The organism is Microbacterium wangyouchuni (assembly GCF_054072595.1).
The window spans coordinates 140,870-157,254 of record NZ_JBSVRM010000003.1 but is presented as its reverse complement, the minus strand read 5'-3'; the positions used below and the strand labels follow the sequence as shown (position 1 = coordinate 157,254).

At 66.6% G+C, this 16,385-nt stretch carries 14 protein-coding genes; 12 read left to right on the top strand and 2 right to left on the bottom strand.

Features of this window, described 5'->3' with window-relative positions; translation table 11 throughout:
• Nucleotides 1-4: 4 nt before the first annotated feature.
• On the bottom strand, nt 5-979 hold the full coding sequence (locus ACW5CM_RS05845; protein ID WP_457124442.1) for a serine hydrolase domain-containing protein: 975 nt from the start codon (nt 977-979) through the stop codon (nt 5-7).
• Entirely contained in the window at nt 979-2,739 is a 1,761-nt protein-coding gene (locus tag ACW5CM_RS05840; protein WP_457124441.1) for a glycoside hydrolase family 35 protein, read from the bottom strand. The genes ACW5CM_RS05845 and ACW5CM_RS05840 overlap by 1 nt, the downstream gene beginning before the upstream one ends.
• 75 nt (nt 2,740-2,814) lie before the next feature.
• Between ACW5CM_RS05840 and ACW5CM_RS05835 the strand changes: the two genes are divergently transcribed.
• The 12 genes from ACW5CM_RS05835 to ACW5CM_RS05780 all read left to right on the top strand — a co-directional run bounded on the left by ACW5CM_RS05835 (nt 2,815) and on the right by ACW5CM_RS05780 (nt 16,292).
• The gene (locus ACW5CM_RS05835; protein WP_457124440.1) at nt 2,815-4,590 is read left to right on the top strand and encodes an ABC transporter ATP-binding protein; all 1,776 of its coding nucleotides are present in this window, start codon (nt 2,815-2,817) and stop codon (nt 4,588-4,590) included.
• 39 nt (nt 4,591-4,629) lie between these two features.
• Nucleotides 4,630-4,785, top strand: a complete 156-nt coding sequence (locus ACW5CM_RS05830; protein ID WP_439255799.1) for a hypothetical protein — start codon at nt 4,630-4,632, stop codon at nt 4,783-4,785.
• A complete protein-coding gene (locus ACW5CM_RS05825) occupies nt 4,782-5,675 on the top strand; it encodes a DUF6807 domain-containing protein (RefSeq protein WP_439255800.1) in 894 nt (297 codons plus the stop codon). Before ACW5CM_RS05830 ends, ACW5CM_RS05825 begins: the two co-directional genes overlap by 4 nt.
• The gene (locus tag ACW5CM_RS05820; RefSeq protein ID WP_457124439.1) at nt 5,672-6,400 is read left to right on the top strand and encodes a cupin domain-containing protein; all 729 of its coding nucleotides are present in this window, start codon (nt 5,672-5,674) and stop codon (nt 6,398-6,400) included. The genes ACW5CM_RS05825 and ACW5CM_RS05820 overlap by 4 nt, the downstream gene beginning before the upstream one ends.
• Nucleotides 6,397-7,491: a Gfo/Idh/MocA family protein gene (locus ACW5CM_RS05815; RefSeq protein ID WP_457124438.1), complete on the top strand. Its 1,095-nt coding sequence runs from the start codon at nt 6,397-6,399 to the stop codon at nt 7,489-7,491. The genes ACW5CM_RS05820 and ACW5CM_RS05815 overlap by 4 nt, the downstream gene beginning before the upstream one ends.
• The gene (locus ACW5CM_RS05810; protein WP_457124437.1) at nt 7,488-8,405 is read left to right on the top strand and encodes a family 43 glycosylhydrolase; all 918 of its coding nucleotides are present in this window, start codon (nt 7,488-7,490) and stop codon (nt 8,403-8,405) included. The genes ACW5CM_RS05815 and ACW5CM_RS05810 overlap by 4 nt, the downstream gene beginning before the upstream one ends.
• 129 nt (nt 8,406-8,534) lie before the next feature.
• The gene (locus ACW5CM_RS05805) at nt 8,535-9,827 is read left to right on the top strand and encodes an ABC transporter substrate-binding protein (protein WP_457124436.1); all 1,293 of its coding nucleotides are present in this window, start codon (nt 8,535-8,537) and stop codon (nt 9,825-9,827) included.
• Between the two features lie 90 nt (nt 9,828-9,917).
• On the top strand, nt 9,918-10,904 hold the full coding sequence (locus tag ACW5CM_RS05800; protein ID WP_457124435.1) for a carbohydrate ABC transporter permease: 987 nt from the start codon (nt 9,918-9,920) through the stop codon (nt 10,902-10,904).
• Nucleotides 10,901-11,794, top strand: a complete 894-nt coding sequence (locus ACW5CM_RS05795) for a carbohydrate ABC transporter permease (RefSeq protein ID WP_457124434.1) — start codon at nt 10,901-10,903, stop codon at nt 11,792-11,794. Before ACW5CM_RS05800 ends, ACW5CM_RS05795 begins: the two co-directional genes overlap by 4 nt.
• A 4-nt stretch (nt 11,795-11,798) precedes the next feature.
• Nucleotides 11,799-12,470, top strand: a complete 672-nt coding sequence (locus ACW5CM_RS05790; RefSeq protein ID WP_457124433.1) for a hypothetical protein — start codon at nt 11,799-11,801, stop codon at nt 12,468-12,470.
• 51 nt (nt 12,471-12,521) lie between these two features.
• Entirely contained in the window at nt 12,522-14,045 is a 1,524-nt protein-coding gene (arfA, locus tag ACW5CM_RS05785) for an arabinosylfuranosidase ArfA (protein ID WP_457124432.1), read from the top strand.
• Between the two features lie 15 nt (nt 14,046-14,060).
• Entirely contained in the window at nt 14,061-16,292 is a 2,232-nt protein-coding gene (locus ACW5CM_RS05780; RefSeq protein WP_457124431.1) for a beta-galactosidase, read from the top strand.
• Nucleotides 16,293-16,385 lie beyond the last annotated feature (93 nt).

Sequence of the window (16,385 nt, the reverse complement as noted above, 5' to 3'; positions counted from 1 at the left end):
GATGTCAGAAGGCCGCGATGATCGCGTTGTCGAGCTGATCGAGCTCGACTCCATCGCGCATCGCGCGGTTCGTCAGCAGAACCCAGGCGAGTCCTGCAGTCGGGTGCACCCAGAATTCCGTGCCGGCCCAACCGCCGTGGCCGAAGACGTCGCGATCGATAAGACCGGGAGCGCGCGTGCGCAGGTTCCAGGTGAATCCCCAGTCCTGCCCGCGCTCGGCGATGTACGGCTCCAGCCGGGGGATGTCGCCGGTCAGTGGGCGGCGCATCATCGCCAGGGTCGACGGATGCAGGATGCCACCCCGCTCGCCCGTGCCGATCCGCAGGAGCGCGGAGCCGAGGCGCAGCAGATCATCAGCGCGTCCTGCAAAGCCTGCGCCGGGGGAACGTTTGAGGGCAAATCGTTCCATGTCGACGCCGGCGGCGGAGGCATCCGCAACGGTGTGCGCGTCGGACAGGTCGAGACTCAGCCCATCCGCGCCGATCTCGGCTGCCCAGGCACTGACCTCGGCGTCCCAGGTGCCGCCGGTTGCCTGCTCGATGAGCGCGGCGATGCCCTCGAAGGCGAGCGTCGAGTATCGCGAAGCGGTACCCGCGACGAAGTCGCGGCCCTGCGCGAGCAGTTCCTCCCGCATCGGGGTCACCGAGTCCAACGCTGTCTCGCTGATCCCCGACGTGTGGCTGACAAGATGTCGCAGCCGCACGATGTCATCGCGTCCGGCGCCGAACCCGGGCAGTGCCGCGGTCAGCGGGGTGTCCGGGGTCAGCAAGCCGCGCTCGATCGCACGAGCCGCGGCTATGCCGGTGAGCGGCTTCGTGATCGAGAACAGTGGGTAGCGGTCGTCGATCCGAGCATCGCCGAACGCCTCCAGTGCGACTGTGCCATCGGCCGTTGCTACGCCGAGTACGGCGGTGGGAAGTCGTTCGGCCTCGACGTGTCGTCGGACCCAGTCGAATGCGGCGTTGAATGCGGGGGCCATCACTCGACCTCGTGCCCGAGATCGGGGCGGGCGAGGAACCGGGCCGTCGCGTCGGTCACTGCTTCGAGTTCGACGATGACGACCTGATTGTCTCCGGCACGCGTCACCGGCGCTGGCACATACAGGGTCCGTTGCGGGCCGCGGCGCCAGTACCGTCCGAGGAAGAAGCCGTTCACCCAGGCGTAGCCCTTGCCCCAGCCGCGGGTGTCGAGGAAGAGGTCCGCCTGCTCGTCGAGCACGAACGCGCCGCGCAAGCCCACCGGACCGGAAGCGCGGCCGTTCACGATCAGCGCGGTATCGGTCGCGGCATCCGCCACTGCCCGGCCGAGCGCCGGCACGTCGATCGTGCGCACCTGCCACGGGCCCGCTACGGGTTCACCGTCGATGCGAGGGGCGTCGATGAGGCCCTTTGCCTCGCCGATCCGGGTGTCGTAGTTGACGCGGCCGGTCTCTTCGACGAGAAGCTCCAGCCGATTGCCGGCGGGAAGCATCAGGCTGTCGTCGCCGATGCTGCGCTGCAGACGACCGACCGGCTGCGCGTCACGCGAGACCCACGCGTAGTCGCGGATCTCGGCCTCGAGCACACCGGGGCTCGAGGTATGAGCCGAAGCCGAGTACTCCACGAGCACGACGTCCGCGCCGAGCTCGTCCATCGTCGCAGGCGTCTCGAAGGCGCCGCGATCGGTCGCAGTCAGCCCCAGCGGATCGGCGACCGCCTCGAACGGGACGGAGAACGTCGGGGCATCTGCCGGCGTCGTAAGCGGCAGATCGGGAACCGGCGCGTGCTTCGCGATAACCTCGCGGAAGGCGTGGAACTTCTCGGTCAGATCGCCTGATTCGGTGATCGGCGAGTCGTAGTCGTAGCTGGTGACCATCGGCAGGTAACGCCCGGAGTCGTTCGCGCCCGCGGTGAGACCGAAGTTCGTGCCGCCGTGCACCATGTAGATGTTGACGGATGCTCCGGCGGCGAGCAGCCGGTCAAGGTCAGCGGCGCTGTCGGCGAACGCGGTGGTGTGATGCTTCTCGCCCCAGTGGTCGAACCAACCGCACCAGAACTCCATGCACATCATCGGCCCGGTGCTCTGGTGTTCGCGCAGGGTTGCGAGACGCTCCTGGATGCGTCCGCCGAACGAGCCGGTCTTGTGCAGCGCGGGGTGCGCGCCGCCGGCGAGCATGTGCGGGATGGGCTGGTCGACCTGAGTCAGGGGCACGGTGATGCCGCCAGCGCGGGTGGTGGTGACGAGGGCGTCGAGGTAGGCGGTGTCGGCTCCGTAGGCCCCGTACTCGTTCTCGATTTGCACGAGGATGACGCTGCCGCCGTTGTCGATCTGGCGGGGCGCGATGATCGCGTTCACCTTCTCGAGGTACGCGGTGACCTCGGCGAGGTAAGCAGGGTCGGAGCTGCGCAGCCGCAGCGACTTGTCGGCGGTCAGCCACGTCGGAAGTCCGCCGTTGTGCCACTCCGCGCAGATATAGGGTCCGGGCCGCACGATCGCGTGCATCCCTTCTTCGGCGATGATGTCGAGGAACCTGCCGAGGTCGACGTCCCCGTCATCGCGCCACTGGCCCTTGACCGGTTCATGCGCGTTCCAGGCCACGTAGGTCTCGATCGCGTTCAGCCCCATGAGGCGCGCCTTGCGGATGCGGTCACGCCACAGATCGGGGTGCACCCGGGGGTAATGCATGGCGCCGGAGATGATCTGGTGCGGCTGGCCGTCGAGTAGGAAGTCGGTCTCACCGATGAGGAAGCGCGAAGTCACGCCGTCAGCCTACCCCGCTCGGGCAAGCGCTTTCCAAGTGGCGGGATGCTGTGCTCGAGGGGCTAGCATGGACTCGTGACGCGGAGAGCGCTTTCCCGGATTCCCGACCTCATCGATGGGTCTCACCCGACGCGGTCGGTGCTGAGGCTGCTCCGGCGCCGGCCAGGACGGATGCTCGTCGCTGTTCTCGCCTTCACGATGAAGGAGGTCCCGCTGTGGTTCCTGCCCGTCGTCACAGCAGCCATCATCGACATCGTCGCAGGACGGGGCGAGGTATCGGCAGTGGTGTGGTGGTTCGTGCTTGCGTCCGTCCTGCTGCTGCAGAACTACCCGAACCACATCCTCTATACCCGCAACTTCATGACCGTCGTGCGCGATACCGGCGCCGACCTGCGTAATGCCCTGGCCGCCCGGTTGCAGAGTCTGTCGATCGGATACCACACGCGAGTCAGCTCTTCGATCGTGCAGACCAAGGTCGTCCGCGACGTCGAGAACGTCGAACTCATGCTGCAGCAGGTCACGCATCCGCTGCTGTCCGCTGCGATGGTGATGACCGGCGCCCTCGCGATGACGGCGATCGCCGTGCCGCAGTTCCTGCCGGTATATGCACTGGCTGTGCCGATCGCGATCGGCATCCGCTACGGCATGCGCAACCGCTCCCGGGCGCGCAACGAGGTGTTCCGCCGCGAAGTCGAGACGCTCTCCGCACGTGTGGGGGAGATGGCATCACTCATCCCGGTCACCCGTGCCCACGGCCTCGAGGAGACCGCCGTCACCCGGGTGGCCAGCGGCGCGGACGGCGTGCGGCGTGCGGGTCTTCACCTCGACATGCTCAACGGGCACGTCGCTTCTATCTCCTGGGTCGCGATGCAGCTGCTCGGTGTCGGATGCCTCGTGCTCGCCGCGGTATTCTCACTCACCGACTTCCTGCCGATCACGCCCGGTGAAGTCGTGTTGCTGTCGACATACTTCACGCTGCTCACCGGTGGGCTCACCCAACTTCTCATGCTCATCCCGGTCGGTGCTCGAGGTCTGGAATCGGTGCGCTCGATCGCCGAAGTTCTGCAGGAGCCCGACCTCGAACTCAACGAGGGCCGACGTGCGATCGCCGCCGTCGACGGCGCGATCACCCTCGAGAAGGCCTCGCACCGCTATGCGGATGCCGAAACGGATGCCCTGCACGAGATCGACCTCGAGATCCCCGCCGGCGCGACCGTTGCCTTCGTCGGGTCATCCGGATCAGGTAAATCGACGCTCCTGAACCTCGTGCTCGGCTTCGTGCGCCCCAGCAGCGGACGCATCCTGCTCGACGGCCTCGATATGCAGACGCTCGACATGCGCACGGTGCGCCGGTTCGTCTCGGTCGTCCCGCAGGAATCGGTGCTGTTCGAAGGATCGATCCGCGACAACATCGCGTACGGGATGCCGGATGCCACGGACGAGCGGATCGTCCGGGCGCTGCGCGATGCCAACGCCTGGGACTTCGTGCAGGAGCAGCCGCACGGCTGGAACACCGTCGTCGGTGAGCGCGGCGCGCGGCTGTCCGGCGGGCAGCGGCAGCGCCTTGCCATTGCCCGCGCGCTCGTGCGCGACCCGCGGATCCTGCTGCTCGATGAGGCTACGTCCGCGCTCGATCCGGAATCCGAGGGGCTCGTCAAACAAGCGCTGGAGCGGCTGATGCGCGGGCGCACCACCCTCGTCGTCGCCCACCGCCTATCCACCATTCGACAGGCCGACCGCATCGTCGTGCTCGAACAGGGCCGCATCGTCGAGAGCGGCGCGCACGACGAGCTGCTCGCCGCCGACGGCCGCTACGCGAAGCTGCACCTCACCCAGTCGGGGCTCACCTGAGCCGCGATCTCGAAGAATCCGCGTCCACAAAGGAGTGACATGGCAACGGACCGACCGTTCCAGGCGGCCATCATCGGCACCGGAGGGATCGCCGCGGGTGAGACCACGGGCGATGATCCGTTCTTCAGTACGATGTCGGGCGATGCTGTGCCCTGGCATCCTGTCAAAGACCGCACCGAGGAGGCCGTGTCATGACCCTGTCCGCCATCCGCACCGAGTCCGAGTTCGTCGTCCGCGATGGCGATGTGGAGCTGCTCCGTTACGTGTTCGTGCCCGATTCGCCGCAGCTCGAGTCGCCCAAGCCCTACCTCGACCCGCTGCGCACGCGCGCTGGCCGCGTTGTGAGCCTGTTCCGGCCGTGGGACCACGTCTGGCACAAGGGCATCGCCTGGTCGCTGCCGGTCGTCGACGACCAGAACTTCTGGGGCGGGCCGACCTACGTGCACGGGCATGGCTACGTCCAGCTGCCCAACGACGGCACGCAGGCGCACATCGCGGTCACCGCAGTCGAGGAGGGTCAGATTGCCCGCTTTGCGCACGACCTGGAATGGATCACCGAGAACGGCCGCCGTCTGTTCACCGAGCGCCGCGAGCTCACCGCGCGACTACTGGCCCCCGAAGCATGGGCGCTCACGTTCGCGACCGAGATGACCAACATCACGGATGCACCGATCCTGATCGGCTCCCCGACGACGAAGGGCCGCGACAACGCGGGCTACGGCGGACTGTTCTGGCGCGGCCCGCGCTCGTTCACCGACGGAATGCTCGTCACCGCAGACGGCACAGGGTCGGGATCCGACATCCGTGGTCAGCGCCATGAGTGGATGGGATTCGCCGGCAGGCACGACGAGATCGACGCGACCTCTCTGCTCGTGATGGTCGATTCGGCCGCCAACCCGCACCATCCGCCGCAGTGGTTCGCGCGCTCCGAGGAATTCGCCGCGCTCAACCCGGCGCCGTTCTTCAGTGAAGAGCTGACGATCGCCCCGGGCGAGAAGGTGGTGTTCCGCTACGCGGTCGGGATCGCGGATGCCGGAGCGCATGCGGCATCGGCACTCGCGGCGCACTTGCGGGAGCTACTGTGACGGGTATCTTCCCCGGCGGCGTTGCCGTCTCCGACCTCGAGGTGTACGACTGGGAGGCCGCGGACGGATGCCGAAGCGGATCCCCACACGTGCACACCGCATCGAGCGAGGGGTACGTCGTGATCGCGGGGAGCGGCGCCGTCCAGACGCTGTCGGCCGCGGGATTCGACGAGCAACCGCTCACACCCGGCGACGTCGTTTGGTTCTCGCCCGGCACAGTGCACCGCCTCATAAACCACAGCGACCTGCGCCTGTTGGTCGTGATGTCGAACGCCGGCCTGCCGGAAGCGGGCGACGCGGTGCTCACCTTCCCCACCGAGGTGCTCGACGATCCGGATGCTTACGCTGTGGCGGTCGCTCTGCCCGCGGGCGAAGGCCGTGCCGCTGCTGCCCGAGCTCGACGTGATCTCGCGCTGGAGGGGTTCACCGTGCTGCGCGCCGGGGGAGCAGAGGCGCTCGCCCGCTTCCACGAGCGCGCCGTACGACTTGTTCGGCCCCGCACCGCCCAGTGGCGCGCCCAGTGGGAGACGACCGTCGTGGCTGAGACCGCGCGTGTAGACGCGCAGTTGACCGCGCTCGCCGCGGGAGAGCCCGGGCTGATGTCGGCCGCTTCCGTCACCCGCATCGCTCCCACATCCCCCGAGCGCAGCTACGGCATGTGCGGGCGCCTGCACACCTGGCAATGGGCCGCCGCACCCCCACGAGATTCCGAGGCATCCGCATGACTTCCCTCCTCCGCACCGCGATCGTCGGCACCGGATCCGTCGCCAATCTGCACGCCCAGGCTGTGGCGCTGCATCCACGCGCTGAGCTCGTCGCCGTCACTGACCTGTCGCGCGCCGCCGCCGACGTGTTCGCCGCTCGATACGGCGGACCCGCGGTGCATGACACTCTCGACGAGCTCCTGGCCGCCGAGCATCCCGACGTCGTCCTCATCTGCACGCCGCCGGTCGTGCACCGGGAACAGGCGCTCGCCGCGTTCGCCGCCGGGGCGCATGTCGTGGTGGAGAAGCCCCCGGCGCCGTCGCTGGACGAACTCGACGAGATGCGCGCGGCCGCTGTTGCAGCCGGCTGTCGGCTGGCCGTCGTGTTCCAGCAGCGCACCGGAACCGCAGCAGCGCACGTGCGGCGCCTGCTGCATCAGGGGGCGCTGGGGCGCCCACTGATCGCTCTGTGCCAAACGCTCTGGTATCGCGGCGAGGACTACTTCTCCGTGCCCTGGCGCGGCAAATGGGAGACCGAGGGCGGTGGCACCACATTGGGCCACGGTATTCATCAGCTCGATCTGCTGGGGTTCCTGCTCGGCGACTGGGCGAGTGTGCAGGGGCGCCTGTGGCGGCTCGATCGCGAGACAGAGACGGAGGATGCATCCACGGCGACAGTCACGTTCGCGAACGGCGTCGTCGCGCAGGTCGCCACCAGCGCCGTCTCGCCGCGCGAGACCAGCTCGATCCGCATCGATACGCAGAAGGCGACGGTAACCGTCGACCATCTCTATGGGCACGGACATGAGAACTGGGCGATCACCCCGGCGCCCGGTTTCGAGCATGAGGCTGATGCCTGGGTGCTGCCCTCGGCGGAGGAACGCAGCGACCACTCGGTGCTGCTGCGGGAGGTGTTCGATGCGCTGTTGGATGGTCGGCAGCTCCCGGAGACCGCCGACGAGCCTGCCCGCTCGTTCGAGCTTGTCGCCGCGATCTACGCCTCGGCTGCGGCCGACGGTGCGGTGATCACCCCAGCCGATCTGGCGACGCATCCGACGCATCGCTCCGGATTCGCGAGCCCGGTGACTGATATGCGTGGCGTCAGAGGATGACGCTCGCCGAGCTCTACCGTGATCCGGTCTACGACGGCGCGACGGATCCGACCGTCGTCATCGCTGACGGGCGGTGGTCGATGTTCTACACGCAGCGCCGGGCAACGCATCCCGATCCGGGTCCCGGCGTCGCCTGGGTGCACGGTAGCCGCATCGGCGTCGCGCACTCCGAGGACGGGGTGGACTGGACATATGCGGGGACCCTCGAACCGACGTCCGACGGGCTACAGCTATCAGCCTCGGGGCCGCCAGCTTCCACCGATCGTACCCACTGGGCACCCGAGGTCATCTACGACGGCATGTGCTGGCGGATGTACCTCACCGAGATCGACGGGGTGCCCGATCGCTGGCCCGGATATGCGCGCGAGATCGTCGAATATGTCTCCGATGACCTCGCTCGCTGGACGCGCCGCGGCCCGATCGTGCTGTCGAGTGATCGCGTCATCGACGCAGCCGTCGCACGCGCGCCGCATGGTGCATGGCGGCTCTGGTACAAGGATGAGGCGGCGGACAGTGTGACCATGGTCGCAACATCGCCCGACCTCGAGGACTGGACTGTCGAGGGCGTCGCGATCGGCGGGCGTCCGCACGAAGGACCGTACGCGTTTGAGCTCGACGGCTGGTGGTGGATGATCGTCGACGAGTGGCGTGGCATGGCCGTGTACCGCTCGACGGATGCGACCGCGTGGGAGCGGCAGGGCGACGCGGACAGCGTGATCCTCGGCGCCGGGAAGATGCCGGGTCTCGGGGTCGGCCATCACGGTGCCGCCGTGCGTGACGGAGAGCGCCTCTGGTTCTATTTTTTCGGCCATCCCGAGGGCGCCCAGGAGCGGCGCTGCGCGGTGTATCGAGTGCAGCTGGACGTCGTCGATGACAGGCTCATAACGTCGCTTGCAAAACGTTTCAACGCGTAGTACCGTTGCGGGCAAGCGCTTTCCCGGTTGGTGACTCTTGCCGATGGGAGCGCACCCACCCTGCATTCATACGGACAACGAACGTTCGCCAGAGCACCGAGAACGCTGACGTTCACAGAGAGGACAAAGATGTTCAATAAGAAGCGGTCACTTGCCGCGGTCGCACTCGCGACCGGCGCGGCACTGGCGCTCGCCGGCTGCGCCGGTGGCGGCAACGAACCAGCAGCGGAGTTCGACCCCGATGAGGAGGTCACTCTGGACCTCGCGTTCTGGGGCAACGACGTGCGCGCTGACCTGTACAACGAAGCCATCGCGGCGTTCAACGAGGAATACCCGAACATCACGGTGAACTCCACCTTCCTCGGCTTCCCGGAGTTCTGGGAGAAGCGGCAGACAGAGGCGGCAGGCAAGAACTTGCCCGATGTCATGCAGTTCGATTACTCCTACCTGCGTCAGTACGCCGAGAACGGGCTTCTGCTCGACCTCGATCCGTACCTGGGCGACGTCATCCAGACTGAGCCGCTCACCGAGAGCGCCCTGACGATCGGTGTCGTTGCCGACGCCACCTACGCGCTTCCGACCGGGACCAACGCCTGGGGCCTGTTCACCAACCCCACGATGCTTCAGACGATCGGCGCCGAGGACTTCGATGGTGGCACCTGGGCCGATTACACCGACTGGATGGCCGGTGTCACCGAGGCTGCAGGAGGCGAGGTCTGGGGCGGCAGCGACTACACCGGTCGCATTCAGAACTTCGAGCTGCAGCTGCGTGCCGATGGCAAGGAGCTATTCAACGAGGACGGCACGCTCGGCTTCGATGAAAAGCGCCTCGCCGAGTTCTGGCAAGAGGGACAGGAGATCCGCGATGGGATCGGCGCCCCGCAGCAGACCGTCGAAGAGCTCCTCCCTCTCGGCCCGTTCGATTCTGCAGTGGTCGCCAGTGAGCTCACCTGGGACAACTTCGGCAGCGGCTACCTCGGCAACCTCGGCGAGGCATACCCCGAGCTGAACCTGCAGGCACCGCCGGTGACAGTCGAGGGCGCGAAGGACCTGTACCTGAAGCCCACGATGCTGCACTCGATCGCTGCGAACACCGAGCATCCCGTGGCCGCCGCAACCCTGGTCGATTTCCTGATCAACTCGCCTCAGTCGGGCGAAATCTTCGGCACCAACCGCGGCCTGCCGGCATCGAGCACGGCACTGGACGCTGCCGAGCTCGACCCGCTGAGCCAGCAGATCAAGGACTACGAGACCGCGATCGCGGATCGTCTCGGCGACGCTCCGCCGGTACCGGTCGTCGGCTACGGCACGATTGAGGAGAAATTCCGTCAGCTTGGCGCTGAACTGAACTTCGGTACGATCACCGTCGATGACGCCGTCGCACAGCTCTTCACAGAGATCGATGTCGTCCTGAACGGCTGATCCGGCTCACGGGGCCGGGAAGGCGCAGCTGCTGCGACCACTCGGCCCCGGACGCCACTTCGCACTGCCCCCATCACCACAGGAGTTCCCGTGAGCACGACCGCGACGAGAGTCATCGTCACCGGCGAGAAGCGGCGCCCGCTGCCGCGCCGCCGCCCTGAAAGCCTAAATCGACCCGGTCAGAAGCGCCGCGAGCGGCGCGAGACCGCTGTCGGGTATGGCTTCCTCGTGCCGTGGCTGATCGGCTTCTTTGGTCTCACGATCATTCCGATGGTCTACTCGCTCTACCTGTCATTCACTCGATACAACATCTTCCAGCCGCCCCGTTGGATCGGTCTGGACAACTACGTGCGGCTGTTCACCAACGACCCGCAGTTCATGCAGTCCGCGCAGATCACCCTGGTCTACGTGCTCGTGGGAACGCCGATCACCCTCGCCGCGGCCCTGGCCATCGCGATGCTGCTGAACTTCCGAGACAAGGGCTCCGGCTTCTTCCGCTCCGCCTTCTACGCCCCCAGCCTCATCGGCGGTTCGGTGTCCGTCGCGATCGTGTGGCGGGCGATGTTCGGCTCCGACGGGCCGGTCGACAGCACGCTGAGCTTCTTCGGCCTCGACATCGGTGGCTGGATCGGCAACCCCGCGCTCGTGCTTCCGGCGATGATCGTGTTGGCGATCTGGCAGTTCGGCGCCACCATGGTGATCTTCCTGGCCGGCCTCAAGCAGGTGCCGAAGGAGCTGTACGAAGCAGCCGAGATGGATGGCGCGAACGCCTGGCACCGATTCCGCGCGGTGACGCTGCCGATGCTGTCGCCGGTGATCTTCTTCAACCTGCTGCTCGGACTGATCGGCGCGTTCCAGGTGTTCGCCTCGGCGTACATCATCTCCAACGGCTCGGGCGGGCCCGCGGGCATGACGAACTTCATCACGCTGTACCTGTACAAGCGTGGCTTCTCCGACGGTCAGATGGGCTACGCCGCTGCGATCGCCTGGGTACTGCTCGTCGTCGTGGCGATCATCGCCTTCATCCTCTTCAGAACCCAGCGCTCCTGGGTGCACTACGCGGGAGACAACCGATGACTGCTACCGAAGCCGTTGTGACGGCATCCGCCCCAGCCCCGCGTCGTCGCGTCAAGCGCAAGACCTGGCAGACCGTGGTCTGGCTCGTCGTCCTGGTGATCCTGACCGCGATCGTGCTGTACCCACTGCTGTGGCTGTTCTTCTCGACGTTCAAGCCGAACGCCGAATTCGGTCAGAACCCCGGACTGCTGCCGAATGCACCGACGATCGACAACTACATCAAGGTCGCCGACGGCATCGCCGGCGTGCCGATGTGGCGGTTCTTCTTCAACTCGCTTCTCCTGGCCGTTTCGGCCGTGGTCGGCACGGTGCTGTCATCAGCGCTGGCCGCATACGCGTTCGCGCGGGTGCAGTTCAAGGGTCTGGGTATTCTGTTCGCCGCGATGATTGGCACGCTGCTGCTGCCGTTCCACGTCGTGATCATCCCGCAGTACATCATGTTCAACAGCTTCGGTCTGGTGGACACCTTCTGGCCGCTGATCCTGCCGAAGTTCCTGGCCACCGAGGCGTTTTTCGTGTTCCTGCTCGTGCAGTTCATGCGGCAGATGCCGCGCGATATGGACGAGGCCGCCCGTATCGACGGAGCGGGGCACTTCCGCATCTTCTGGGCGATCATCCTGCCGCTGGTCAAGCCAGCGCTGATCACGTGCGCGATCTTCTCATTCATCTGGTCGTGGAACGACTTCCTGGGGCCACTGCTCTACCTCACGAGTCCCGACAACTACCCGTTGCCGATCGCGCTGCGTCTGTACAACGACCAGACTTCCACCAGCGACTACGGCGCGACGGTCACGGCCTCGTTCATCGCGCTGCTGCCGGTGCTGCTGTTCTTCCTGGCGTTCCAGCGGTTCCTCGTCGACGGCGTCGCAACTCAGGGTCTGAAGGGTTAGAGGTGTGGCTGTGCCCGAGGAGATGACGTTGTCCCGCAGTCAGGAGCGTGCCGCTCGCCGCGCCGCGCTCTCGGGCAGCGGCCCCACGCGGGGTGAGATGCCGCCAGCGCGCTTTCCCGGTGCCGGCGCGAAGTTCGCCCTGTTCGGCGAGGCCATGCTCATCGGGTTGCTCATCACGCTCATCGCTCTGCCGGTGATCACGCTGCCGGCAGCACTGGCGGCCGGTGTCCGTCATCTGCGCCGCTTCATCGCGGCCGAGGACTCGCGACTGGGGCTGTTCTGGACGGACGTTAAGAGGGCCATCCTGCCCGGACTTGTCGTGGGTGCCGCGGCCCTCGTGCTCACGCTGATCCTGTTGCTGGACGTCGATCTGGCACGCTCGGGCTTCCTGCCCGGTGGACCCGTCATCGAGGTCATCGGCTGGGCAGGACTTGCCGCACTGTCGCTTGCGCTGCTCGCCTCCGCCGGCACATGGACGCCCGAGATCGGCTGGCGCGGTGCGCTGCGCGCCGTTCCCGGTCTTGTACGTGCGGATATTGCCGGCGCCGCCTATCTCGTCGTCACGGCGGTGTTCGTCGGTGCGACGACCTGGGCGCTCGTGCCGCTGTTCATCGCGGCGATCGGATGCGCGGCGCTCGCCGTCGTCTCGATTCCTGAGCGCCGTCGGTCCCGCTGATCCCCAGCTCCCAGACTTCCTCGCTCCTCGCACCTCGCAGAACGGACCTCCATGAACGACGCCTTCGGCCGCCTCGATCCGCACCGTGAGATCGCAGACATCGACCGCCGGATTTTCGGTGGGTTCGTCGAGCATCTCGGCCGTCACATCTACGACGGCATCCATGAGCCGGCGCACGAGAGCGCAGACGCCGACGGCTTCCGCCGTGACGTCATCGATCTCGTGGCCGAGCTCGGGGTCTCGACCATCCGGTATCCCGGCGGCAACTTCGTCTCCGGATACCGCTGGGAGGACGGCATCGGGCCGGTCGATCAGCGCCCGCGGCGACTCGACCTCGCCTGGCACTCCACGGAGACGAACGAGGTGGGGCTGCATGAGTTCCAGAGCTGGCTCGACAGGGTCGACAGTGAACTCATGCTCGCCGTCAACCTCGGCACCCGTGGAACGCAGGAGGCACTCGACCTGCTCGAGTACGCCAACGCCTCGGCTGACACCGACTGGACCAGGCAGCGCGTCGCGAACGGACGGCCGGATCCGTTCGGCGTGAAGATGTGGTGCCTCGGCAACGAGATGGACGGTCCGTGGCAGCTCGGGCACCGGGGCGCTGATGACTACGGAAAGCTCGCTGCGCGTACCGCGAAAGCTATGCGGATGATCGATCCCGGCATCGAACTCGTGGTGTGCGGATCGTCAGCTCACGGCATGCCGACATTCGGGTCGTGGGAGCGCACCGTTCTCGAGCACACGTTCGACGACGTCGATTTCATCTCGTGCCACTCCTACTATCAGGAGCACAGCGGCGACGCACAGGAGTTCCTCGCATCCGGTGTCGACATGGCGACGTTCATCGAGGAGGTCGTCGCGATTGCCGACTCGGTCGCGGCGACCCGCAAGAGCGACAAGCGCATCATGATCTCGTTCGACGAGTGGAACGTCTGGTATCTCCACCGTGAGGACGGCACCCAGTCCGGTGAGGAACTCAAGGACAAGGGCTGGCCGGTGGCGCCTCGCCTGCTTGAGGATCAGTATCACGCGCTGGATGCTGTCGTCTTCGGCGACCTGCTCATCACGCTGCTGCAACACGCCGACCGCGTACGCTCGGCGTCGCTCGCACAGCTGGTCAACGTCATCGCGCCGATCATGACAGAGCCGGGCGGCCCGGCATGGCGGCAGACGACGTTCTTCCCGTTCTCGATCACGTCCCGACTGGCCGGCGACCGTGCGGTGCAGGTGCCCATCAGCGGTGGCACTCTTACGAGCGCGCGGTTCGGGGAAGTGGCGGCCGTGAACGCGGTTGCGACGATCGACGAAGACGGCGTCTCACTGTTCGTGGTGAACCGATCGACGACGGATGCCACGCAGCTGCGCGTCGACCTCGCCACGCTCGTCGCCACTTTCGGGCGCGCGCTCCGCGTCACCGAATCGCACCTGCTCCACGAGGACGACATCTACGCCGCGAACACGCTACAAAATCCGGAGCGGGTCGGCGTCCGCCCCGCCGATGCGACGCTCGCCGATACCGAACTATCGCTCGAGCTGCCCGCGGTGTCGTGGGCTGCCATCCGTCTGAGCTGAAGAATCGAGAAGCACATGCGTACGACTACTGCGCTGCGGAGCATCCGTCTGCAGGATGCGCGTCCGCCGCTTACCGAACCGGCCATGAGTAACCGGGAGGATCCGCACGAGCGGATGCGGATCACCAGCCGCTGGATCGAGGTGAACGGTGCACCGACCATTCCGGTAACCGGTGAACTCCATTACAGCCGCGTCCCTCGCCGTCGCTGGGAAGAGACGCTGCGGCTAATGCAGGCATCCGGGCTCACATCGGTGTCGACCTACGTGTTCTGGATTCACCACGAACCGGTCCGCGGCAGCGTCAGCTTCGAGGGAAACCTCAACCTCGCCGGGTTCATCGAGACGGCCGAACGCGTCGGAATCGACGTCGTACTGCGGATCGGTCCCTGGTGTCACGGCGAGGTGCGAGGGGGTGGGCATCCGGATTGGGTCATCTCGGAGGTCGGTTCCCGCGCACGGACGGATGACGCCGAGTATCTGGCGCTCGTCCGTGATTGGTACGCCCGCATCGCCGGCCAGGTTGCGCGCTTTTGCGGACCGGATCGGCCGATCGTCGGCATCCAACTCGAGAATGAGCTTCACGATCAACCCGACCATATTTCCTCTCTCAAGCGCATCGCGCAGGAAAGCGGACTGTCCGCGCCGCTGTGGACGGCCACCGGATGGGGCGGAGCGCTCCTGCCGGCACATGATGTGTTCCCCCTATACAGCGGCTACGCCGACGGATTCTGGGCGGGGCAGGGATCGACCTGGGACGACAGCTTCCGCGACCACTTTCGGTTCACGCACATCTGGGACGACCCGGGCGTGGGCGGCGACTTCCGGGACGACGCCGAGGCGATCATGCTGCGGCCAGTCGACCCGGAGTTTCCACCCGCCACCTGCGAGCTCGGCGGCGGAATGGCGACGGCCTATCATCGTCGGCCGATCGCGCGCGGCCGCGACATCGCCGCGCTCGCGAATGTGAAGATCGGCAACGGCTCGGCATGGCAGGGGTTCTACATGTTCGCCGGGGGCGTGAACCCCGCCGATCAGCTGCAGGAGAGTCTGGCGACTGGATATCCGAACGATCTGCCCCGATTCGACTACGACTTCCAAGCGGCGCTCGGTGCCACCGGGCGACCAGGGTCGAGCCTCGGCCTGTTGCGCGATCACAATGCTTTTCTGGCGGCGTTCGGCGGCCGGCTCGCCGACATGTTCAGCGCACTGCCCGAGGATGCGCCGGTCGGCGTGCGCGACGTCGACACGCTGCGGTGGGCCGTGCGCAGCAACGGCTCTTGCGGCATCCTCTTCCTCAACACTCATCAGCCGCACGAGCCGCTGTCCGGTTCGACGAATGTGCAGTTCCGCGTCCCCTTCGCGGACGGTGATCTGCTGGTGCCAGATCAGCCGGTGGACATCCCCAGCGGAGCCATCGCGCGCTGGCCGTTGCGACTGGACGTCGCGGGCATTCGGATCGAGTGGGCGACGGCGTCGGTATCCGGGCTCGTCGGTGGTGACGTGCCGACCCTCGTCCTGCGCGCACACGATGGGCTTCCCGCGCGCATTCAATTCGCCACGGGCGCCCCGCGCGATCTCGCGCCCGGCGACACCTTCCTCATAGACGGTGCGCTGCGCATTCTGGTCGTCGACGAGCAGCAGGCTGAGCGGCTGTGGTATCTCGGCGACGAACTCTACGACTGCGCTGACGCGGTGTGGCAGGAGCCCGACGAGATTGTCATCCGCGCTGAGGACACACCGTCGATCCGTCGCTGGACGGGGGAGGGATTCACCCGTCTCGCGCTGCGAACTCTCGGCCGACCGGGTTCGGCAGCCGTTGCTCTGGATGAGCTGCGACCGGCGGGAGAGCCTCCGGCGCGATACGGGGAGTCGATGGGGCACTCGGCAGCACCCGATGACGCGCAGTTCGATGAGGCGGCAGGGATCTGGCGGCTGCGGATGCCGGTCGTCCGCGCACATCCATGCGGAGACCTCGTCGAACTGGTGATCGACTGGGAGGGCGATGTTGCACAACTGCGTGCGGACGGTGTGGTGATTGGCGACCGCTTCTGGGATGGCAGCGCGTGGCGCATCGATGTCACGGAACTCGACCCCGCCGCAGAACTGACGCTGCACATCGCGCCGATCACTGAGCGCAGCGTGATCGATCTGGACGCGACAGTGCGCGCACGTGTGGATGCGGCGGGGTGGCTCGGGGCGATTCGACGCGTGGACCGAGTGGTCTCCTCCCGATGGACACCGTCATAACGCAAGTTGCGGAAAGCGCTCTCCGGTGCCACACTGTTGGAAAGCGTTTACCCACTTGATCGGCACTGGGCCAAACAAAGAAACGGATAGGCA